At 71.4% G+C, this 18,893-nt stretch carries 23 protein-coding genes and 1 pseudogene; 14 read left to right on the plus strand and 10 right to left on the minus strand.

Translation table 11 applies throughout. The annotated features are described in order from the left end of the window. The first annotated feature begins 285 nt into the window (after window positions 1-285). Window positions 286-1,239, plus strand: a complete 954-nt coding sequence (locus tag GQ466_RS02180) for a tetratricopeptide repeat protein (RefSeq protein WP_237417572.1) — start codon at window positions 286-288, stop codon at window positions 1,237-1,239. 237 nt (window positions 1,240-1,476) lie between these two features. Beyond that, window positions 1,477-2,880 (plus strand): malic enzyme-like NAD(P)-binding protein, encoded by a 1,404-nt coding sequence (locus tag GQ466_RS02185; protein WP_161101068.1) that lies wholly within the window; start codon window positions 1,477-1,479, stop codon window positions 2,878-2,880. Window positions 2,881-2,896: 16 nt separating this feature from the next. Here the strand turns inward: GQ466_RS02185 and GQ466_RS02190 are convergent, their stop codons facing one another. Then, window positions 2,897-3,541 carry a hypothetical protein gene (locus GQ466_RS02190; RefSeq protein WP_161101069.1) on the minus strand — a complete coding sequence of 215 codons (645 nt, stop codon included), beginning with the start codon at window positions 3,539-3,541 and terminating at the stop codon, window positions 2,897-2,899. Window positions 3,542-3,711: 170 nt separating this feature from the next. On the opposite strand from GQ466_RS02190, the gene GQ466_RS02195 reads away from it, so the two are divergent. From GQ466_RS02195 to GQ466_RS02205, 3 genes are all read left to right on the plus strand, one after another. Then, window positions 3,712-4,284 (plus strand): YqgE/AlgH family protein, encoded by a 573-nt coding sequence (locus GQ466_RS02195; protein WP_161101070.1) that lies wholly within the window; start codon window positions 3,712-3,714, stop codon window positions 4,282-4,284. A 10-nt stretch (window positions 4,285-4,294) separates the two neighbouring features. Next, window positions 4,295-4,546, plus strand: a complete 252-nt coding sequence (locus tag GQ466_RS02200; protein ID WP_337193282.1) for a DUF3039 domain-containing protein — start codon at window positions 4,295-4,297, stop codon at window positions 4,544-4,546. Window positions 4,547-4,698: 152 nt separating this feature from the next. After that, window positions 4,699-6,444 (plus strand): DEAD/DEAH box helicase, encoded by a 1,746-nt coding sequence (locus tag GQ466_RS02205; RefSeq protein ID WP_161102347.1) that lies wholly within the window; start codon window positions 4,699-4,701, stop codon window positions 6,442-6,444. Here GQ466_RS02205 and GQ466_RS02210 read toward each other — a convergent pair. The 5 genes from GQ466_RS02210 to GQ466_RS02230 all read right to left on the minus strand — a co-directional run bounded on the left by GQ466_RS02210 (window position 6,441) and on the right by GQ466_RS02230 (window position 10,519). Continuing rightward, entirely contained in the window at window positions 6,441-7,046 is a 606-nt protein-coding gene (locus GQ466_RS02210; protein ID WP_161101072.1) for a hypothetical protein, read from the minus strand. The two genes, GQ466_RS02205 and GQ466_RS02210, sit on opposite strands and share 4 nt — an antisense overlap. Window positions 7,047-7,154: 108 nt before the next feature. Next, a complete protein-coding gene (locus tag GQ466_RS02215) occupies window positions 7,155-7,928 on the minus strand; it encodes a hypothetical protein (protein ID WP_161101073.1) in 774 nt (257 codons plus the stop codon). Between the two features lie 615 nt (window positions 7,929-8,543). After that, window positions 8,544-9,272 carry a dienelactone hydrolase family protein gene (locus GQ466_RS02220; protein ID WP_161101074.1) on the minus strand — a complete coding sequence of 243 codons (729 nt, stop codon included), beginning with the start codon at window positions 9,270-9,272 and terminating at the stop codon, window positions 8,544-8,546. A gap of 243 nt (window positions 9,273-9,515) precedes the next feature. Next, window positions 9,516-9,713 carry a DUF397 domain-containing protein gene (locus GQ466_RS02225; RefSeq protein WP_161101075.1) on the minus strand — a complete coding sequence of 66 codons (198 nt, stop codon included), beginning with the start codon at window positions 9,711-9,713 and terminating at the stop codon, window positions 9,516-9,518. After that, complete coding sequence (locus tag GQ466_RS02230; RefSeq protein ID WP_161101076.1) at window positions 9,710-10,519, minus strand: helix-turn-helix domain-containing protein; 810 nt, start codon at window positions 10,517-10,519, stop codon at window positions 9,710-9,712. Before GQ466_RS02230 ends, GQ466_RS02225 begins: the two co-directional genes overlap by 4 nt. Before the next feature lie 316 nt (window positions 10,520-10,835). Between GQ466_RS02230 and GQ466_RS02235 the strand changes: the two genes are divergently transcribed. Then, complete coding sequence (locus GQ466_RS02235; protein ID WP_237417574.1) at window positions 10,836-11,162, plus strand: hypothetical protein; 327 nt, start codon at window positions 10,836-10,838, stop codon at window positions 11,160-11,162. Between the two features lie 51 nt (window positions 11,163-11,213). Next, window positions 11,214-11,393 (plus strand): annotated as a pseudogene (locus tag GQ466_RS31215) (helix-turn-helix domain-containing protein); the annotation flags it as partial. A 187-nt stretch (window positions 11,394-11,580) separates the two neighbouring features. Here the strand turns inward: GQ466_RS31215 and GQ466_RS02245 are convergent. Then, complete coding sequence (locus GQ466_RS02245) at window positions 11,581-12,468, minus strand: LysR family transcriptional regulator (RefSeq protein WP_161101078.1); 888 nt, start codon at window positions 12,466-12,468, stop codon at window positions 11,581-11,583. A gap of 123 nt (window positions 12,469-12,591) precedes the next feature. Here GQ466_RS02245 and GQ466_RS02250 point away from each other — a divergent pair, with 123 nt between their 5' ends. Beyond that, complete coding sequence (locus tag GQ466_RS02250; RefSeq protein ID WP_161101079.1) at window positions 12,592-13,458, plus strand: NmrA family NAD(P)-binding protein; 867 nt, start codon at window positions 12,592-12,594, stop codon at window positions 13,456-13,458. 3 nt (window positions 13,459-13,461) lie between these two features. Here the strand turns inward: GQ466_RS02250 and GQ466_RS02255 are convergent, their stop codons facing one another. The 3 genes from GQ466_RS02255 to GQ466_RS02265 all read right to left on the minus strand — a co-directional run bounded on the left by GQ466_RS02255 (window position 13,462) and on the right by GQ466_RS02265 (window position 15,982). After that, complete coding sequence (locus tag GQ466_RS02255) at window positions 13,462-13,992, minus strand: gluconokinase (protein WP_337193283.1); 531 nt, start codon at window positions 13,990-13,992, stop codon at window positions 13,462-13,464. A 2-nt stretch (window positions 13,993-13,994) separates the two neighbouring features. Continuing rightward, a complete protein-coding gene (locus tag GQ466_RS02260) occupies window positions 13,995-14,573 on the minus strand; it encodes an isochorismatase family protein (protein WP_161101080.1) in 579 nt (192 codons plus the stop codon). Window positions 14,574-14,665: 92 nt separating this feature from the next. Further along, window positions 14,666-15,982, minus strand: a complete 1,317-nt coding sequence (locus GQ466_RS02265) for a nicotinate phosphoribosyltransferase (RefSeq protein WP_337193284.1) — start codon at window positions 15,980-15,982, stop codon at window positions 14,666-14,668. Window positions 15,983-16,111: 129 nt separating this feature from the next. Between GQ466_RS02265 and clpS the strand changes: the two genes are divergently transcribed. From clpS to GQ466_RS02290, 6 genes are all read left to right on the plus strand, one after another. Next, complete coding sequence (gene clpS, locus GQ466_RS02270) at window positions 16,112-16,408, plus strand: ATP-dependent Clp protease adapter ClpS (RefSeq protein ID WP_161101082.1); 297 nt, start codon at window positions 16,112-16,114, stop codon at window positions 16,406-16,408. Further along, complete coding sequence (locus GQ466_RS02275; protein ID WP_161101083.1) at window positions 16,401-16,928, plus strand: DUF2017 domain-containing protein; 528 nt, start codon at window positions 16,401-16,403, stop codon at window positions 16,926-16,928. Before clpS ends, GQ466_RS02275 begins: the two co-directional genes overlap by 8 nt. Before the next feature lie 30 nt (window positions 16,929-16,958). Beyond that, window positions 16,959-17,423, plus strand: coding sequence for a M67 family metallopeptidase (locus tag GQ466_RS02280; RefSeq protein ID WP_161101084.1), 465 nt, complete (start codon window positions 16,959-16,961; stop codon window positions 17,421-17,423). Window positions 17,424-17,433: 10 nt separating this feature from the next. Continuing rightward, the gene (locus tag GQ466_RS32165) at window positions 17,434-17,565 is read left to right on the plus strand and encodes a hypothetical protein (RefSeq protein WP_272917918.1); all 132 of its coding nucleotides are present in this window, start codon (window positions 17,434-17,436) and stop codon (window positions 17,563-17,565) included. A gap of 84 nt (window positions 17,566-17,649) precedes the next feature. After that, a complete protein-coding gene (locus tag GQ466_RS02285) occupies window positions 17,650-17,922 on the plus strand; it encodes a MoaD/ThiS family protein (protein ID WP_161101085.1) in 273 nt (90 codons plus the stop codon). An 18-nt stretch (window positions 17,923-17,940) separates the two neighbouring features. Further along, window positions 17,941-18,888, plus strand: coding sequence for a PLP-dependent cysteine synthase family protein (locus GQ466_RS02290; protein ID WP_161101086.1), 948 nt, complete (start codon window positions 17,941-17,943; stop codon window positions 18,886-18,888). The last annotated feature ends 5 nt before the right edge of the window (window positions 18,889-18,893 follow it).

Below are 18,893 nucleotides of genomic sequence, written 5' to 3' on the forward strand. Positions count from 1 at the left end.
GCGGCACGAGCCGCCGGTCACGCCGGGCATCGACATTGCGACTATAACCAGCCTTGGTTATCGCTGTCAGCCCGCTTTTGCTGTTGGCCGCAGGGTACGGGATTCTTTGCCTAACCGGAAAGGCATTGTTTCGCGATGATGTCCCGCTCTGTCCGCACGGCCCTTTCCGGTCCGTGTTTCCTCCGGGATGGACGGCAGGTCCGGTTGATCGGCGGCCGGGCACGGCCGCGCACGGGTCGGGCGACGGACGCACCGGCGGGCGCGGTCATGAGGCAGGATGGACCCATGCCTTCTCGGGACTTTTCGTTGTACGGGGCCGTGGATCTCGGCGCCCGGCAGGCCGCCGTCAAGAAGCGGCAGGAACGGCAGCAGGCCCCGGCCTCCCCGCAGGCCGCACCCGCCGGAGGAGACCCCGGCTCCACCGCGTACGTCGTGGACGTCACCGACCAGACGTTCAACACCGAGGTCGTCGAGCGGTCGCAGACCGTCCCGGTCCTCGTCGACTTCTGGGCCGAGTGGTGCGGTCCGTGCAAGCAGCTCGGCCCGATCCTGGAGAAGCTGGCCGCCGAGGCGGCGGGCCGGTGGGTCCTCGCCAAGGTCGACATCGACGCGAACCCGCAGCTCGGCGCGTACATGCAGCAGATGGGCGTGCGGGGCATCCCGTTCGTCGCCGCGGTCGTCGGCGGGCAGCTCCTGCCGTTCCTGAACGGCGCGGCGCCCGAGCCGCAGGTCCGGCAGGCGATCGACCAGCTCTTCGAGGCGCTGCGCAAGGAGGGCCTGCTCGCGGACGAGCCGCAGGACGAGGCCGTCCCCGGCGCCCCCGCGCTGGACCCGGCGCTCATCGAGGCGGAAGAGGCGCTGCAGACCGGCGACCTCGCCACGGCCCGCGAGCGGTTCGGCGCGCTGCTGGCCGCCAACCCGCGCGACGAGCAGGCCCGCAGCGGCCTCGGCCTGGTCGACCTCAGCGAGCGGATCCAGGGCGTGGACGCGACGCGCGCCGTCGCCGACGCCGACGCCGAGCCCGCGAACGTCGCCCTCCAGCTCGCCGCCGCGGACGTCGAGATGGTCGGCGGACAGGTGGAGGCCGCGTTCGACCGGCTCGTCGCGACCGTCCGGCGCACGGCGGGCGACGACCGGGACGAGGCCCGCAAGCGCCTGCTGTCGCTGTTCGACATTATGCCGGGCGACGACCCGCGCGTGACCAAGGCCCGCCGCGCCCTGCAGTCCGCCCTGTTCTGACCCGTCCCCCGTTTATGGGCGGGGCCTGGGGTTTTGGGATCCGGTCGGACCGGGCGGGCGTATGCTCGGGAGCAAGGACCGCGCCCGCGCCGGCCGTCCCGGACGTCGTCCGGATCGGCCGGCAGCGCCCGATCCGCGGCTCTGACGTCCCCGTGTGACCGGCCGGGGCGAGCCCCGGCGCACGCAGGCGGCCGACGCCGGGGGCGGTCGTGTCCGAGGATCGACGGGAGCAGTGTCGTGGCCAGCGTGCCCAGCGTTTCGTACTCCATCACCGTCCGGCTGGAGGTCCCGGCGGGCGGCAAGGCCGTCAGCCAGATCACGCACGTGGTCGAGAACGCGGGCGGGATCGTGACCGCCCTCGACGTGAACACCGCGGGCCACGAGACGCTCCGCATCGACGTGACGATCGCCACCCGCGACACCGCGCACGCCGAGCAGATCGCGGCGGCGCTGGAGCGCATCGCCGACATCAAGATCCACAAGGTCAGCGACCGGACGTTCCTCATGCACCTCGGCGGCAAGATCGAGATGCAGTCCAAGGTCCCGCTGCGCACCCGCGACGAGCTGTCGATGGCCTACACGCCGGGCGTCGCGCGGGTCTCGCTGGCCATCGCGCGCAACCCCGAGGACGTCCGCCGCCTGACGATCAAGCGCAACAGCGTCGCGGTCGTCACCGACGGGTCGGCGGTGCTCGGGCTCGGCAACATCGGTCCGGAGGCGGCGCTGCCGGTCATGGAGGGCAAGGCGGCGCTGTTCAAGCGGTTCGCCGGGATCGACGCGTGGCCGATCTGCCTGGACACCCAGGACACCGACGAGATCGTCCGGACCGTCCAGATCCTGGCCCCCGCGTTCGGCGGCATCAACCTGGAGGACATCTCGGCGCCGCGCTGCTTCGAGGTCGAGGAGCGCCTGCGGGACCTGCTCGACATCCCGGTCTTCCACGACGACCAGCACGGCACCGCGATCTGCGTGCTGGCGGCGCTGACGAACGCGCTGCGGGTCGTCGGCAAGGGCATCGGCGAGGTGCGCATCGCGATGGCGGGCGCGGGCGCGGCGGGCAGCGCGATCCTGAAGCTGCTGCTGCACGCGGGCGCCAAGGACGTCGTCGTCTGCGACTTCAAGGGCGCCGTCCACCTCGGCCGCGACGACCTGGACGACTCGCTGCGCTGGATCGCCGAGCACACCAACACGAGCGGCTACGCGGGGGACCTGCGCGGCGCCGTCCGGGACGCGGACGTGTTCGTCGGCGTCTCGGCGCCCGGCATCCTGTCCGGCGCGGACATCGCGACCATGCGCGACGACGCGATCGTGTTCGCGCTCGCCAACCCCGAGCCGGAGGTCGCGCCGGACGAGGCCCGCGAGCACGCCGCCGTCGTCGCGACGGGCCGCAGCGACTACCCGAACCAGATCAACAACGTGCTGGCGTTCCCCGGCGTGTTCCGGGGCCTGCTGGACGCGCAGGCCGACGGCGTCACGCTGGAGATGCTGGCCGCCGCCGCCAAGGCGCTCGCCGAGGTCGTCGCGCCGGACGAGCTGGGCCCGAACTACATCGTCCCGAGCGTGTTCCACCCGGACGTGAGCGCGCGCGTCGCGGGCGCGGTGCGCGAGGCGGCGGGCGGCCGTCCCCGCACCGAGGTCTGACGCCGGGGCCGCGCCGCTAGTCCTTGGCGAACATCTTCTCGCGGCGGCGCGGCCACACCCCGCCGTACCAGAGGATGATCGCGCCGGTGATCAGGGCGGCGGCGCCGGTCGCGCCGCGCGCCCACAGGACGCCGTCGTCGGGGCCGGTGTGCGGGAGCCGGTCGGGCCTCTTCGCGGGCGGGGCGGCGACGTGGGCGTGCTTGCAGTTGGCCTTGAGCGTCCGGCCCTTGACGAGCAGGTCGTGCGACGTCACCCGCAGGTTGGTCGTCTTGTCCTCGCGCAGGGTCAGCGTCGTGGAGCGGGTCGCGCCCGGCTGGAGGCTGCCGTCCAGGGTGCCGGGGCCGTCGTCGCGCTTGATGACGTAGTCGGCCTTGGCGGCGGCGTTGTTGTGGATCTCGATCTTCACCTCGCGCGACGGGCAGGACACCCCGCCGATCGTCACGGCGAGCGGCGTCGTCGGCACCGGGACGGGCGTCTTCTTCGCCTTCGGGGACTTCGTCCCGGTCGGGGAACCGGACGGCGACGGCGACGGCGACCCCGACGGGGAGGCGGACGGCGACGCGGCGTCGGACCGGGTCGCCCACTTCACCAGCGGTGGAACCGCGATCAGCAACCCGATCACGAAGAACACCGCGGCGATCACGACCCTGGGCAACTGCATCTCGCGTCCTCCCCGGCCCGCCACCGCACCGTCCGGCGGGCGTCTGATCATCGTAATGATTCTTCCCGGACCCTCTCAGTCTGCCGATATCCGTGGCGATAGGAAGCCCTTACAGCGCAACGTCCGGGGTGCCGTACCGCGCCGCCCCGCGCTCCCGCATCATGGACGTCATGGATGACGGCATCAGGGTGGGACTGCTGCTGGTTGCCACGCCGCAGCTCGAAGACCCGAACTTCAAGCGGACGGTCGTCTTGGTCGTGGAGCACGACGCCGACGGAGGTACGCTCGGGGTCGTCCTCAACCGGCCGACGGAGGTCCCGGTGGACCGCATCCTCCCGCCCTGGGCCGAGCTGGTGACCGGGCCGCCGTTCGTCTTCCAGGGCGGACCGGTCGCGCTGGACAACGCGCTCGCCCTGGCCCGGCTGCCCGGCGACGGGGAGCCGCTCGGGTGGCGCGGGCTGGACTGCGCGGAGGTGGCGCGGGTCGGGCTGGTGGACCTGGACGCCCCGCCGTCGCTGCTGGCCGCCGAACTGCTCCAGCTCCGCGTCTTCGCCGGCTACGCGGGGTGGTCGGCGGGGCAGTTGCGCAAGGAGGTGGAGGAGGGCGCCTGGTACCTGGTGCCCGCCGAGTCCGGGGACGTCTTCGCGGGCGACCCGTCCCGGCTCTGGCAGGAGGTCCTGCGCCGGCAGGGCGGCGACCTCGCCTTCGTCTCGACTTTTCCGGACGACCCCACGCTGAACTAAGGTGGCGAACGTGAGCACGAAGATCCTTCCCGAGAGCGACACCCGGCCCGACCTCTCGCACGGTGACGGCGACCATGAGCGGTTCGCCCACTATGTGAAGAAGGCCAAGATCACCGAGAGCGCGGTGAGCGGGACGCCCGTGATCGCCCTCTGCGGCAAGGTCTGGGTGCCGAACCGCGACCCGAAGAAGTTCCCGGTGTGCCCGGAGTGCAAGGAGATCTACGAGTCGATGCAGTCCGGCGGCGGCGAAGGCGACGGCTGACCTGCGGTTTCGCGGCCCCGGTCCGGTTTTCGCCGGGCCGGGGCCGCGCCCTGTCACGGGGGAGACTCGCCACATTCGGGCGGCGGGGCGCGCGTTCTGTCGGTCGTCCTCGGTAGCCTTCAGGGACCGTGAGCACCTTCGCCGCACCCGACATGCCCCCGGCGTTCCCCGAACGCGCCGCCTGGGGGACCGCGTCGTCCCTGCGCGCCTGGCAGCAGCAGGCGCTGGAGGCGTACTTCGGCCCGGACGGGTCCGCGCCGGGCCCGCGCGACTTCCTGACCGTCGCGACGCCGGGCGCGGGCAAGACGACGTTCGCGCTCCGGCTGGCCCGTGAGCTGCTGGAGCGGCGCATCGTCGTGGCGATCACGATCGTCTGCCCGACCGAGCACCTGAAGCGGCAGTGGGCCGAGGCCGCCGCGCGCGTCGGCATCAAGATCGACCCGGAGTACCAGAACGGGCAGGGCGCGGTCGGCAAGGAGTTCCACGGGATCGCGGTGACGTACGCGACGGTCGCGGCCCGTCCGCCGCTGCACCGCAACCGCACCGAGGCGCGCAAGACGCTGGTGATCTTCGACGAGGTCCACCACGCGGGCGACGGGCTGTCCTGGGGCGACGCGGTGCGCGAGGCGTTCGAGCCCGCCGCGCGGCGCCTGGCCCTGTCCGGAACGCCGTTCCGGACGGACGTGAACCCGATCCCGTTCGTCCAGTACGAAGAGGGCCCGGACGGCATCCGCCGCAGCCGCGCCGACTACACCTACGGCTACGGGCCCGCTCTGGCGGACGGCGTCGTCCGGCCGGTGATCTTCCTGGCGTACGCGGGGGAGATGCGCTGGCGGACGCGCGCGGGCGACGAGATCACCGCGACGCTCGGCGAACCGCTCACCCAGGACCAGACCGCGCAGGCGTGGCGGGCCGCGCTCGACCCCAAGGGCGACTGGATCGGGCAGGTGCTCGCCGCCGCCGACCGGCGGCTGACCGAGCTGCGCCGCGCCATCCCGGACGCGGGCGGGCTCGTCATCGCCACCGACCACGAGACCGCGCGCGCGTACGCGAAGATGCTGCGGGCCGTGTGCGGGCAGGGCGCGACGATCGTGCTGTCGGACGATCCGGGCGCGTCCAAGAAGATCAAGCAGTTCGCCGAGTCCGACGGCCGGTGGATGGTCGCGGTGCGGATGGTGTCGGAGGGTGTGGACATTCCCCGGCTCGCGGTCGGGGTGTACGCGACGTCCACGAGCACGCCGCTGTTCTTCGCGCAGGCCATCGGGCGTTTCGTGCGGGCGCGGCGGCGGGGCGAGACGGCGTCGGTGTTCCTGCCGTCGGTGCCCACGTTGATGGGGCACGCGGCCGAGATGGAGACCGAGCGCGACCACGTCCTGGACCGTCCGGTCCGCGAGGACGGCCTGGACGACGACCTGCTCGCCGAGGCCAACCGGCAGCGCGACACCCCCGACGCGGTCGGGGAGGAACTGTCGTTCGAGACGGTCGAGGCGTCGGCGACGTTCGACCGCGTCCTGTACGACGGCGGCGAGTTCGGGATGCAGGCCGCGCCCGGATCGGCCGAGGAAGAGGAGTTCCTGGGGATTCCGGGGCTGCTGGAGCCCGAGCAGGTGGGGCAGCTGCTGCGCAAGCGGCAGGCCGACCAGATCGCCCGGGAGCGCAGGACCAAGACGGGTGACCCGCGCCAGGACCGGACGGCCGCCGAGGACCTGCACGCCCTGCGCAAGGAGCTGAACGGGCTCGTCGGGGCGTGGAGCCACCGGACGGGCCAGCCGCACGGCGTCATCCACACCGAGCTGCGCCGCACCTGCGGCGGCCCGGCGCTGGCGCAGGCGTCCGGGCCCGAGGTGCGGCGGCGGATCGAGAAGATCCGCGAATGGGCGTCCCGCCGCCGGTCCTAGCGTCCTTCGAGGACGGCCGGGTCGACGAACTCGGGGTCGCGCGCGGCTTCGGGTTCGTCTCCGTGCAGGCGTTGCATCAGTTCGAAGAAGGCGCTTTCGGCGGGGCGCAGGGCTTCGATCACCTCGGTCAGGTCGTGGCGTGCGCGGAAGCGCGCGGCGTCCGGGCCGACGGCGAGGCAGGCGAGGCGGCCGTTCCAGTCGGGCGGGCAGAGGGAGCCGGACGTCTCGGCCCAGAACAGCGCCTCGGCGTCGCCCGTGGCGTTGCGTCCGGCGGCGGCGAGGGCGAGCAGCGCCATGTGGACGGACCAGCGGTCGAAGCCGAAGTGGAACAGGTACGCCTCCAGCGCGTCGTCCCGGTGTCTCAGGACCACCGCGCCGTGGCCCTTGACGATCTGCTCGGCGAACAGGGAGCGCGGGGTGCAGCCGTCGCGATCGAGATTCCAGTCGTTCTCGGGGCTCTTGCCGTCCCAGAACCAGCCGGTGTACATCGCGTCGGGGTTCTCGATCGCGTCGGCGGCGGCCGGGATCTCGGTGTCGAGCCATCGGTCGAACCCGTCCCGCGTCATCGGGATGCGGGCGGCCACCATGAAGCTGTCGGACACGTCGCTGCTCCTCCGTCTCGTTGCGGGCAGCCTGCCACGTGCCACTGACAAGTGCGCCGCCAAGGCGCGCCGCGCGGCCCTTGCCGCCGCGCGGCGCGCCTTTGGGGGTCAGGCGCGGGGGAGGGCGTCGAGGAGCGTGCGGAACTCGTCCGGCGGGAAGATCCGTTCGAGCCGGCCGTTCTTGGTCTCGGCGTTGAACGGGTGCAGGCGGCCCTGGTGGAGCCAGAACACGTCCAGGCTGACGCGGTCCTGCGCGCGGGAGCCGACGTCGTGGACGAGGTTCAGCATGGCCTCGATGGTCGAGATGTCACGGGCCGTCCGGATCGGGACGGCGAGGATCTGGTGCTCGCGCGGAATCCCGACGATCGCCCCGTTCGGCAGGTCGACGCCGAGCGCCTGCTCCAGCCGGACGAGGTGCGCGGCGCCCGAGACGCCCTGGTCGATGACGGTGTAGAGCGGCGACGTCTCGCCCTGCTCGTGCGCGGCGACCTCGACGTCGTCCCCGCGCATGGTCTCCAGCGCGCGCCGGAGCAGGTCGGGCGGCGTGGTGCCCCACCGTTCCGCGAGGTGGCCGGGGACGGCGTAGGCGCGCTGGACGGCGCCGGACTCGCCGGGCCCCATCATGACGAGTCGCGCGGACAGCTCGTCGTTGAGGTAGACGCTGATCGCGTCCGGCCCGAGGTCCCGCGTCCTGCCGAGGATGAGCCGCAGCAGGGAGTCGCGCTGCGCGGCGGGAACGGCCAGAAGCTCACGGCACGGACTGTGCGTCGTGCAGTCCTCGGCCGAGACAGCCGAGGACGAGGCAGCCGGGGCCTGCACGGTGCCGGGCTGCTGCTGTGGGGGCGGGGGGCTGGCTGGCTTATTGCGCCGGAAGAGGGGCATTGCCGCATTATGTCGCCGCCCGCCGACCGAAGTAAAACATTTCGCACCATCCGCGCGAGTCGCCGCGTATGCGCAGATGAAATGCACGATGAACGCCGACACGCGAAACCGCGGCTCGCGGGCCGCCGCCTCGGCGCCGGAGCCGCGCGGACGGCCCCCACCCGGCGGCGGTCGGCCGGGGCGCCCCGCCGGGCGGGCCGCCGAGCGCGGGACGCGGGTCGCCCGGGTCGACTACCTGCTGTTTTCTCGCGGGTCCAATAAATGAACAACAATGTCTTTTCATCGGCCGCGCACGGCGGAAGCACTCTGTCAACCCGAGCCGTGGCGTCCGTCAGGTCGAGCCACCGCCGGTCGCCCCGGCTGAGAAATCGAGCGGGAGCGGACGTCGATATCCGCCCACCTCAAAGGCTTGAACGACCCTGAGCTGAGCTGCGCATCGTCAATTCAGAATTGCTCCGCCGTACACCGGACGCGCCCCACGTGGCGACAGCGGCCAATCGGAAAAGTCGCGCCGATAGCGCGGTCAGAATGCGCCGATCGGATCGGACCACCGGGCCTTCTGGCCCTGAGCGGCCGTGGGCCGCGCCCGGGGGTGGGTGGGCGCGGCCCGGTGGGTTACTTCAGGTGGCGGGTGAGGAAGGCGTTCGCGGCTTGGTTTGCGTGGGCGGGGACGCCTGTGTGGCCGCCCATGTTGGCTTGGAGGGACTTGTCCTTCGTGGCCAGGGCGTCGAAGAGGTTCAGGGCGGCTTGGCGGTCGTTGCCCTCGTCGTCCCACTGGAGGAGGACGTGTACGGGGATTGTGAGGGCGCGGGCCTCTTTGAAGGTTGTGGTTGGGAGGTAGCTGCCGGCGAAGAGTACGGCGGCCTTGATGCGGGGGTCGGTTGTCGCCAGGCGGATTGCCAGGGCGGTTATGCCGCCTGCGTAGGCCGCTCGGGGGGCGATCTCTGGGAGGGACTGTAGGGCGTCCAGGGTTTCCCTGGACTCGGGGGCCGCCTTGTCGATCAGGGGGAGGACCAGGCGGTTGATGATGTCCTCGGTGACCTTGGCGCCTGTTTTCAGGGCGGTGCGGAGGTCTGTTCTTGCCTGGTCGGTCTCTGGGATGCGGGGGCGGGTGCCGTTGCCGGGGAGTTCGATCGTGGCTGCTGCGAAGCCTTGGGCGACTGTGGCCTTGGCGCGGGCCGTCAGGCGGGGGCGCATTCTTGTCAGGTCGCCGGGGTGGCCCAGGAGGATCAGCGGGGTGGGCTCGGACGGGGAGTCCGGGGTCCAGAGGATGCCTGGGACGTCGTTCAGGGTGAAGTCGCGTTCGCGTACGCCTTCGTGGCGCTGTTCTGCGGTGAAGTGCATGGTCGTGCCTTTCGGGAGTGCCCTTTTGCGGCGCTCCCGGACGACCTATCGCCCGACCGTGACCCCAGAGGGGAGCACCCATGTCGTTGCTTGGTTCACGGGTACCACCTCCTCGGTCTCTTGCACGGCCTCCGGCACGGTAGCAACGGCCCCCCGGAGGGCGCCAACGGTTTTTCCCGGCGGGCCGGGTAAACGACGAACCCCGGCGGTTGGCCGGGGTTCGGGGGGTGTTGCTCGGGGTGGTCAGAGGTTGAGGTCGTTGCGCTTCGCCTCGGTGAGCAGGGCGGCGAACGTGGCGGGGGTGAGCGTCAGGTGACCGGCGGACGGGGCCTTGCTGTCGCGCAGGCCCACCGTGTGGGGGAGCTTCGCCACCTCGACGCAGTCGGCCATCCCGCCGTCGGAGCCGCCGCTTCGGGTGCTTTTGCGCCACTGTGGGGTCACTGGAACTTCTCCATCGTTTCTCGGATGAGCCGCAGGGAGGCGTCCACGGGAAGAGCGTGGTCCCCGATGCGCGCGAACTTCACTCGGAACGAGCTTACATCCTCGGTGTCCTCGGTAAGCCTGCCTCCTTCACTGGCCTGGGTGTATGCCTGTTCGTCCGTGCCTCGCGTCATGATTTTGAAGGCGCCATCACGGCCAACGGTCGCGCCCGCCGAACGGGTCATGACGCGGACGGTGATGTTCGGGCGCTCGGCCAGCTCCAGAAGGCGGGCGAGCTGCGCGCACATGACCTCCGGGCCGCCGACGGGGGACTCGATCACGTCCTGGTAGAGGTACGCCCAGATCAGCGGGCGCGGCAGGCGGTCGAGCAGGGTCTGCCGCTTGAGACGGGCGGCGAGCGGCTTGTCGATGTCCTCCAGGCCGTAGCACTCGAAGACGGCGCGGGCGTATTCGGGCGTCTGGAACAGGCCGGGGATCCAGGACGTTTCCCAGATCCGCAGCTCATTGGACTTCGCCTCGAACTGCTGGTGGGCTTTGAACCACTGGGCATTGTGCCCAGACTTCGCGAAACGGACCATTGCCGAAAGCAGGCCATCGGTGTTCCATGCTTCGTCGAGCTTCTGTGCGTGCTCGATCCGGAGCCTCGTGTCTCCTGATTCAACATAGGACACGAGCGAACGGTCCCGATCGATCACGTCGCCGACTGCGGCGAGTGACCAACCGTGAGTGAGTCGCAGTTGTCGCAGGCAGACGGCCGTGAGATCCCACAGCGAACTGTCGGGGTCGAACCCCGCGCGCATGCGCATGTCCTCTCCTCCGGTGTTGAATTTCGCTGCCTCGCCTAGCCAGGGGATGGCCAGGGCGGCACTCTTGGAGCACCGAACCGAGAGAATCGGGAAGGTCCGTCGTGGGGGCACGATGACCTTGAACGTTACGTCGGTTCGCGTCTCGGGTTAAGACGATGCATGGTTCACGGCGGAAGCGCAAGAAGTCTTTCGGAAGTTTGGGAAAGAATTCTGGATCATGCTCGCGTCGCGCCCGTCAGATGCCACGAGACCACCAGACGGTACAGAGGGAAAACAACAGACGATCGTTATACCGATCGCGAAAGGAGGGCCGGTGATGCTGTCCGCACCACCCGGTCCGGCCGACCCGGGAATGCCGGCCAATCAGCGCGTCGTCTTCCTCGAAGCGCTCGGCCTGACGCTGCGCGAGCACTACCCCGGCGTCCTGTGCGAAATCCGGCGCTTTCGTGCCGGACTGCCCCCGGTCATGCGTGTGACCTGGGGGAACGAGGAGAGCGAGATCGGCTGCGACCTTTCCGGCGACGGCTGGAATTTCGTCCACGGCCTCGATCCGAGCCGCGTCATCGGCCCTGCGGGAAGCCTTTCCGCGTCCGCGCGGGCGGTCGCGGACGCGCTGGGCCTCGGCGGGCACCCCGACCACTGACCGTCGTACGACCGACGTACGGCCGCCGGGCCGTCCAGCACTGGGAGAACCATGAGCGAACCGAAGAAGGAACCCGACCAGCCGACTCTCTACACGCCGTCGGAGGTGGCGCAGTTCTTCCGCGTCGATCCGAAGACCGTCACGCGGTGGGCGCGCATGGGAACGCTGCACCCGATCACGCTGCCGTCGGGGCACCGGCGGTACCCCGCCACCGAGATCCACGAACTGCTCAAGCTCGGCACCGCCAAAGAGCCCGCCGACCCCCGCCCCGACGACGACCTCGTCCCCGGCCTGCGCGCCCTGGCCGTGCTCCAGGCCGTCGTCCGCGACTACTTCGACGGCGACCCGTCCGCCGTCGCGAAAGCGCTCGGGCAGGCGTGAGCATCGGAAGGCATGGCCGGGCGTCCGGCCATGCCTTTCACGTTGTGCGGACGGTTTCGGCCAGGCGGGCGCGGAACCAGCGGTGGGCCGGGTCGGCGGCGTTGCGCGGGTGCCAGGCCATGCCCAGGTCGAACGGGGGCAGGTCCAGCGGGATTCGGAAGGTGCGCAGGCCCAGCGCGGTCACCGTGTCCTCCAGCCACTCCGCCGCCGTGAGGGCGATGAGGTCCGTCTCGCGCGCCAGGAGCATCGCGCTGGTGTGGCTCGGGACGACCACCGCGACCCGGCGGCGCAGGCCCAGGTCCGCCAGCGCGGCGTCGATGGGGCCGCGTCGTTTGCCGGTCCGGGAGATGCCGATGTGGTCGGCGGCGGCGAAGCTGCGCGCGTCGATCCTGCGGTTGAACAGGGGGTGGTCTTTGCGGGCCACCCCGACCAGGGTGACCTTGGTCAGTTGCTCGGTCTGGATTTCTGGGTCCAGGTTGCCCAGGACGCCCAGTTCCACGTCCACCAAGCCTTGGCGCAGGGCCGGGCCGCCTTCCATCGCCTCGGGGACGAACACCACGTCCACGCGCGGGGCCTCGGCGCGGAGGCGTTCGGTCAGGGCCACGGCGACCTTGACGAGCAGCAGGCCGGTCGTCTGCACGGTGAACGTGCGGTGGAGGTGCGCGGCGTCGAAGCCGGCGCCGGGGCGCAGGACGTCGTCGCAGGCCCGCAGGAGCGTGCTCACCTCGTCCCGCAGCTCCACCGCGCGCGGCGTCGGGACCATGCCCTGGCCCGCGCGGACGAGCAGCGGGTCCCCGACGGCGCGGCGCAGGCGCGCCAGCGTCCGGCTGACCGCCGCCGGGGACGTGCCCAGGCGCTCGGCCGCGAGCGTCACGCTGTTGTCCTGGAGCAGGGCGTCCAGGACGCGGAGCAGGTTGAGGTCCATCGCCGCTCCTGAGCTGCCGATTTGCGTCTGGGGTAACTATTGCGTGCCTATTGTTGCATTGCTGTGGACGGGTGCGGGCGGCGAGGGTCGGAGGGTCTTGTTCACCCTCGAAGGAGCCTTCTGATGATCGTTGTCACCGCGCCCACCAGCACCATCGGCCGTGTCCTCGTGGACGTCCTGCTCGATCAGGGGGCGAAGCTGCGGCTCGTCGCGCGCGATCCGTCCCGGCTCGCGCCGGAGGTCCGCGACCGTGTGGAGGTCGTGGCGGGCTCGCACGGGGATCCCGACGTCATCGACCGGGCGTGCGCGGGCGCCGAGGCCGTGTTCTGGCTCGCGCCGGACATCGACGTCCCGTATGCGGACTTCACTCGGCCGGGGGTCGCGGCGTTCGTCCGGCACGGCGTCCAGAGGGTCGTCGCGATCACCGCGCTCGGGAAGGGGACGCCGCTCGCCGCGCAGGCCGGGCCGGTGGCGGCCTCGCTGGCGATGTGCGACCTGATCGCCGAGTCGGGGGTCGCGTTCCGGGCGGTGGCGTGCCCGTCCTTCATGCACAACCTGCTCAGCCAGGTCACGTCGATCCGGGAGCGCGGCGAGTTCTCCATGATGATCGACCCCGATCGCGCGGCGCCGCTCGTCGCCGCGCGCGACATCGCCGCCGCGTCCGCGCGGCTGCTGCTGGACGACGCCTGGGACGGGACGGGCCAGGTCGCCGTGCTCGGGCCGGAGGACCTGTCGCCGCTGGACATGGCGCGGATCATGTCGGACGTCCTCGGCACCGAGATCGCCTACCGGCGGTCGTCCGCGGAGGAACTCATCGCGCGGCTCACCGGATTCGGAATGCCGGACGAAGCGGCGCGGGGAATGGCCGCCATGTTCGACGCCAAGAACCGGGGGCTCGACAACGCCGAGCCGCGCACGGCCGCGTCGACCACGCCGACCACGTTCCGCGCGTGGTGCGAGGACGTGCTCAAGCCCGCCGTTCTCGGCTGACGCTCAACCGGCGGGCGGGTACCTCCGTGCCAAGCCTTCGGCGATCTCGGTGACGATCTCCGGGAGCGGGCGCTCGGCGTCGACCCAGAGGGCTTCCTCCCTGGTCGGGGGCTCCAGGTCGGCGAACTGCCCGGCCAGCATGTTCGCGCGGAAGAAATGGCCCGGACGGTGGTGGAGGCGTGTTTCCAGCGTCTCGCGATCGGCGTTCAGATAGACGAGGGCGATGCCGGGGCGGTCCAGGCCGAGCCTTTCGCGGTACGAGCGCTTCAGGGCCGAGCACGCCACCACCGCCGGGCGTCCCGATTCCAGGCGGCCGGTGATCCAGGATTCGATGGCCGCCAGCCAGGGGCGGCGGTCGGCGTCGGTCAGCGGCGTTCCGTCCGCCATTTTCCGCACATTCGCGGGCGAGTGGAAATCGTCGCCCTCGGCGTAGTCGACGCCGAGCCGGGACGCCAGCAGCCGCCCGACCGTCGTCTTGCCGCAGCCCGCCACGCCCATCACGACGATCACGCGGACCGGCGGGTCGCCGCCCACGGTCAGGAGCGCACGACGGGGGCGCCGGACAGCTCCACGCCCGCGTCGCGCAGTTCGGTGAGCGCCCGTTCGGTGGTGTCGGCGGCGACCCCGGCCGTCAGGTCCAGGAGCACGCGGGTGCGGAAGCCCTCGCGGGCCGCGTCGGCGGCGGTCGCGCGGACGCAGTGGTCGGTCGCGATGCCGACGACGTCCACGGCCGTGACGTCGTGGTCGCGCAGCCAGTCGGCGAGCGGCGTCCCGGCGGCGTCGGCGCCCTCGAAGCCGCTGTAGGCGGGGGCGGTCCGGCCCTTGCTGAACACCGCCTCGACCGGGTCCAGGTCGAGCGCGGGGTGGAACTCCGCGCCGGGCGTGCCGATGACGCAGTGCGGCGGCCAGGAGTCCACGAAGTCCGGATGGTCGGAGAAGTGGGGGCCGGGGTCCAGGTGGAAGTCGCGGGTGGCGACGACGTGGTCGTAAACGGAACGTTGTTCCGCGACGTGGCGGGTCACGGCGGCGGCCGTGTCCGCGCCGCCCGCGACCGCCAGCGAGCCGCCCTCGCAGAAGTCGTTCTGCACGTCCACGATGATCAGAGCCTTGGCCATGACGCCCCTTCCTGGTTCGCGAAGTATGTCCCCCGGCGGGCGGGCCGCTACGCGCCCTGCGGCCGTCGGCCGCGCCCCCTGCGGGCTGTCGGTCATCCGCCCTGCGGACCGTCCGCGACGATCTCCGTCGGCAGCGCGGGCTCTCCGCGCGACAACTGCCGGGCCTGCGGCGGCAGCTCCGCCACCACCGCGCGGTGCCGGTCGCGGGCGGCGGTCAGCGGCTCCCGGCCGACGATCTCGCCGCCCCGGACCAGCGGCACCTGGAGCAGCCGGTCCCGGACGCCCGGCGCCGGCTCGCCGACCGTCACGACCTCCGCGCACGCGACGCCGTGGACGTCCAGCCGCCGCAGCGCCCGCTTGCGCCCGCCGATCGTCGGCTTGCCCGTGGAGCGCTTGGCGACCGGGCGCAGCGGCGCGTCCTCTCCCGGCCGGTCCGCGCGGGCCACCAGCTTGTAGACGAGCGACGCCGTCGGCGCCCCCGAGCCCGTGACCAGGGACGTCCCGACGCCGTAGCCGTCGACGGGCGCGGCGGCGAGGGCGGCGATGCCGTGCTCGTCCAGGTCGCCGGTGACGATGATGCGCGTCGCGCGGGCGCCGAGCGCGTCGAGCTGCGCGCGGACGCGGCGCGCCAGGTCGGCCAGGTCGCCGCTGTCGATGCGGACGGCCCCGAGCGCGGGACCCGCCAGCTCCACGGCCGTCTTCACCGCGCGCTCCACGTCGTAGGTGTCGACCAGCAGCGTCGTCCCGTCGCCCAGCGAGGCCAACTGCGCCTCGAACGCGTGGCGCTCGCTGTCGTGCAGCATCGTGAACGCGTGCGCGGCCGTCCCGCCCGTCGGGACGCCGTACGCCCGGCCCGCCGCGAGATTGGACGTCGTCGCGAACCCCGCGATGTGCGCGGCACGGGCGGCGGACACGGCCGCGCGCTCGTGCGTGCGCCGCGAACCCATCTCGATGAGCGGACGGTCCCCCGCCGCCACGGCCATGCGCGACGCGGCGGACGCGATCGCGCTGTCGTAGTTCAGGATCGACAGAACGACGGTCTCCAGTAGGACCGCTTCGGCGAACGTGCCCTCCACCGACAGGATGGGGGAGTTGGGGAAGTAGCACTCACCCTCGGGGTATCCGTAGACGTCCCCCGTGAAGCGGTACGACGACAGCCACTTCGCAGTGGGCTCGTCCACGATGCCGTTACCGGTCAGGAAATCCAGCTCGTCGGTGCCGAAACGGAAGTCCGCGATGGCGTCCAGGAGCCGTCCCGTGCCCGCCACCACCCCGTACCGACGGCCCGCCGGAAGGCTGCGCGCGAACACCTCGAACACGGCGCGGCGTTCGGCCGTCCCGGCGCGCAGCGCGGCCTGCAGCATCGTCAGCTCGTACTGGTCGGTCAGCAGGGCGGTGCTCGTCTCCACGCAACGAACATTACGGGCAGCGACTTTCGCGGAGGCGTCCAGGTCGCCCGCAGCGGCGGGGATAGGACGCATAGCATCGGGAAGGACGGCGCCCACCCGCACGGCAACGAGGAAGGCGACACAGCGGTCATGACCAGCGCACCCGCACCGGTCGAACTGGAACGTCCGGACATCGGGGAGGACCTGCGTTCGGACCGTCCCTGGATCACCATCGTCTGGAACGACCCCATCAACACGATGACGTACGTCACGTACGTGTTCCAGAAGGTGTTCGGTTACAGCAAGCCCAAGGCCGAGAAGCTGATGCTGGACGTCCACCACAAGGGACGCGCGGTCGTCGCCAACGGGAGCCGCGAGGAGATGGAGCGCCACGTCGAGGTGCTGCACTCCTACGGGCTGTGGGCGACGGTGAAACGTGATGACTGAGGGCGTGGTCCTGCGGCTGGAACCGCAGGAGGCGCATCTGTTGCGGCTGCTCATGGAGCAGATGCTCGAACTGCTCGGCGACGCCCCGGCCGAGGACGACCTCACCGCGTTCGGCATCGCGTCGTCCGCGAAGACGCCGTCCGATCCGGTGCTGCTGCGGTTGTTCCCCGACGGTTATTCCGGCGACGACGAGGCGTCCGGGGAGTTCCGCCGCTACACCGAGCTCGGGCTGCGCGAAGGCAAGCGGGAGGCCGCGCGCACGATCCTCGAAACCCTGGACGAGGCGCAGGAGCACGCCGACGGCCCCCTGCTCGCCCTCGCCCTGGACGGCGACCGCGCCGAGGCGTGGCTGCGGGCGCTGAACGACGTCCGGCTCGTCCTCGGCACCCGGCTCGACATCGACGAGGACTGGTACCGGCAGGCCGGCAAGCTCACCCCCGACGACCCCCGCACCCCGCTGTTCGCCGCGTACGAGCTGCTCACGATGATGCTGGAGGAACTGGTCGACGCGCTCGGCTGACCGCGACACGCCACAGGTACGCTTCGGACCATGCTGACGATCGAACGCGCCCTGGTAGACCAGATCGTCGCGCATGCGCGCGCTGACCACCCCGACGAGGCGTGCGGGGTGGTCACCGGACCGGCCGGGGAGGACCGGCCCGTCCGGTTCGTCCCGATGACGAACGCCGAGCGGTCGCCGACCTTCTACAAGTTCGACGCGACGGAGCTGCTGAAGCTGGACCGCGAGGTGGACGACCGGGACGAGGAGATCGTCATCGTCTACCACTCGCACACCGCCACCGAGGCGTACCCGTCGCGCACCGACGTGTCGTACTCGTCCTACGCGCCCGACGCCCACTACGTCCTCGTCTCCACGCGGGACGAGAACGAGGTGGAGTTCCGGTCGTACCGCATCGTCGGCGGGGACTACGACGGGAACGGCCGCGTCGGCGCCGAGGTCGTGGAGGAAGAGGTCGTCATCGTGGAGCCGGGAAGCGCTCCGGCGAATCGGTAAAATGGCCGACATGGTGATGAGCGGGCACGCGGCGGGCATGGCCGCGCCCGTGCAGAGCTTCCTGTTCGCGCACTCGCGCGGCCAGCTCGTCTACGACTGTCGCCGGTCGCGCCGAGTCGACGCCGCGCGCCGCCTCGGCTGAGCTTTCGACCCCGGAATTTCCCGCGCGCCCCGCCCCGTTGTCCACTGGGCGGGGTACACCTGCGACTTGAAGGAGAGCTTCGCGATGGCGATCGAGGTTCGGATCCCGACGATCCTGCGCAACCTCACCGACGGCCAGAAGGCCGTCGAAGGCAAGGGCGGCACCCTGGACGAGCTGTTCGGCGACCTGGACGCCCGGCACCCGGGCCTGCGCGACCGGCTGGTGGACGACAAGGGCCTGCGCAAGTTCGTCAACGTCTACCTGAACGACGAGGACGTCCGGTTCCTCGGCGGGCTGACCGCCGAGGTCTCCGACGGCGACAGCGTCACCATCCTCCCGGCCGTCGCCGGCGGCTGAGCCAAGCGATTCCGTGCCATGCGCTTCGACTCACTGCTCGACTCCCTCGGCCGCACCCCGCTCGTCGGGCTGCCCCGCCTGTCGCCGGGCGGCGACGTGCGGCTCTGGGCCAAGCTGGAGGACCGCAACCCCACCGGGTCGGTGAAGGACCGTCCCGCCTTCTACATGATCGAGAAGGCGGAGAAGGACGGGCTGCTGACCCCCGGATGCACCATCCTCGAACCCACGTCCGGCAACACCGGCATCTCGCTGGCGATGGTCGCGAAGCTGCGCGGCTACCGGATGGTGTGCGTCATGCCGGAGAACACCTCGGCCGAACGCCGCCAGCTCCTGGAGATGTGGGGGGCGGAGATCATCTCCTCGCCCGCGGCGGGCGGGTCCAATGAGGCCGTCCGGGTGGCGAAGCGCCTCGCCGCCGAGAACCCGTCGTGGGTGATGCTGTACCAGTACGGCAACGAGGCCAACGCGCTCGCCCACTACGAGACGACCGGGCCGGAGATCCTCGCCGACCTCCCGACGGTGACGCACTTCGTCGCCGGGCTCGGCACCACCGGGACGCTCATGGGCGTCGGACGCTACCTGCGCGAGCAGGTGCCCGACGTGAAGATCGTCGCGGCGGAGCCCCGGTACGGGGAACTCGTCTACGGGCTGCGCAACATCGACGAGGGGTTCATCCCCGAGCTGTACGACGACTCGGTGCTGACGACCCGCTTCTCCGTCGGGTCCAAGGACGCGCTGCGCCGCACCCGCGAACTCCTCGAACAGGAGGGGATCTTCGCGGGCATCTCCACGGGCGGGGCGCTGCACGCCGCGCTCGGGATGGCGCGCAAGGCCGTGGCCGCCGGGGAGCGCGCCGACATCGTGTTCGTCGTGGCGGACGGGGGCTGGAAGTACCTGTCCACGGGCGCCTACGGCGGAACGCTGGAAGAGGCGGAGGCGCGCCTGGAGGGCCAGCTCTGGGCTTAGTTCGA

The sequence above is a fragment of the Actinomadura rayongensis genome, from assembly GCF_009831215.1.
Lineage (GTDB): Bacteria > Actinomycetota > Actinomycetes > Streptosporangiales > Streptosporangiaceae > Spirillospora > Spirillospora rayongensis.

Bases quoted from the DNA above. Each gene is read 5' to 3' on its own strand.
- GQ466_RS02260 (WP_161101080.1), bottom strand. From the start codon at position 14,573: ATGGCCAAGGCTCTGATCATCGTGGACGTGCAGAACGACTTCTGCGAG.
- GQ466_RS02190 (WP_161101069.1), bottom strand. From the start codon at position 3,541: ATGCAGTTGCCCAGGGTCGTGATCGCCGCGGTGTTCTTCGTGATCGGG.
- GQ466_RS02180 (WP_237417572.1), top strand. From the start codon at position 286: ATGCCTTCTCGGGACTTTTCGTTGTACGGGGCCGTGGATCTCGGCGCC.
- GQ466_RS02205 (WP_161102347.1), top strand. From the start codon at position 4,699: ATGCCCCCGGCGTTCCCCGAACGCGCCGCCTGGGGGACCGCGTCGTCC.
- GQ466_RS02195 (WP_161101070.1), top strand. From the start codon at position 3,712: ATGGATGACGGCATCAGGGTGGGACTGCTGCTGGTTGCCACGCCGCAG.
- GQ466_RS02220 (WP_161101074.1), bottom strand. From the start codon at position 9,272: ATGCACTTCACCGCAGAACAGCGCCACGAAGGCGTACGCGAACGCGAC.
- GQ466_RS02250 (WP_161101079.1), top strand. From the start codon at position 12,592: ATGATCGTTGTCACCGCGCCCACCAGCACCATCGGCCGTGTCCTCGTG.
- GQ466_RS02230 (WP_161101076.1), bottom strand. From the start codon at position 10,519: ATGCGCATGCGCGCGGGGTTCGACCCCGACAGTTCGCTGTGGGATCTC.
- GQ466_RS02290 (WP_161101086.1), top strand. From the start codon at position 17,941: ATGCGCTTCGACTCACTGCTCGACTCCCTCGGCCGCACCCCGCTCGTC.
- GQ466_RS02275 (WP_161101083.1), top strand. From the start codon at position 16,401: ATGACTGAGGGCGTGGTCCTGCGGCTGGAACCGCAGGAGGCGCATCTG.
- GQ466_RS02215 (WP_161101073.1), bottom strand. From the start codon at position 7,928: ATGCCCCTCTTCCGGCGCAATAAGCCAGCCAGCCCCCCGCCCCCACAG.
- GQ466_RS02245 (WP_161101078.1), bottom strand. From the start codon at position 12,468: ATGGACCTCAACCTGCTCCGCGTCCTGGACGCCCTGCTCCAGGACAAC.
- GQ466_RS32165 (WP_272917918.1), top strand. From the start codon at position 17,434: ATGGTGATGAGCGGGCACGCGGCGGGCATGGCCGCGCCCGTGCAGAGC.
- GQ466_RS02285 (WP_161101085.1), top strand. From the start codon at position 17,650: ATGGCGATCGAGGTTCGGATCCCGACGATCCTGCGCAACCTCACCGAC.
- GQ466_RS02235 (WP_237417574.1), top strand. From the start codon at position 10,836: ATGCTGTCCGCACCACCCGGTCCGGCCGACCCGGGAATGCCGGCCAAT.
- clpS (WP_161101082.1), top strand. From the start codon at position 16,112: ATGACCAGCGCACCCGCACCGGTCGAACTGGAACGTCCGGACATCGGG.
- GQ466_RS02280 (WP_161101084.1), top strand. From the start codon at position 16,959: ATGCTGACGATCGAACGCGCCCTGGTAGACCAGATCGTCGCGCATGCG.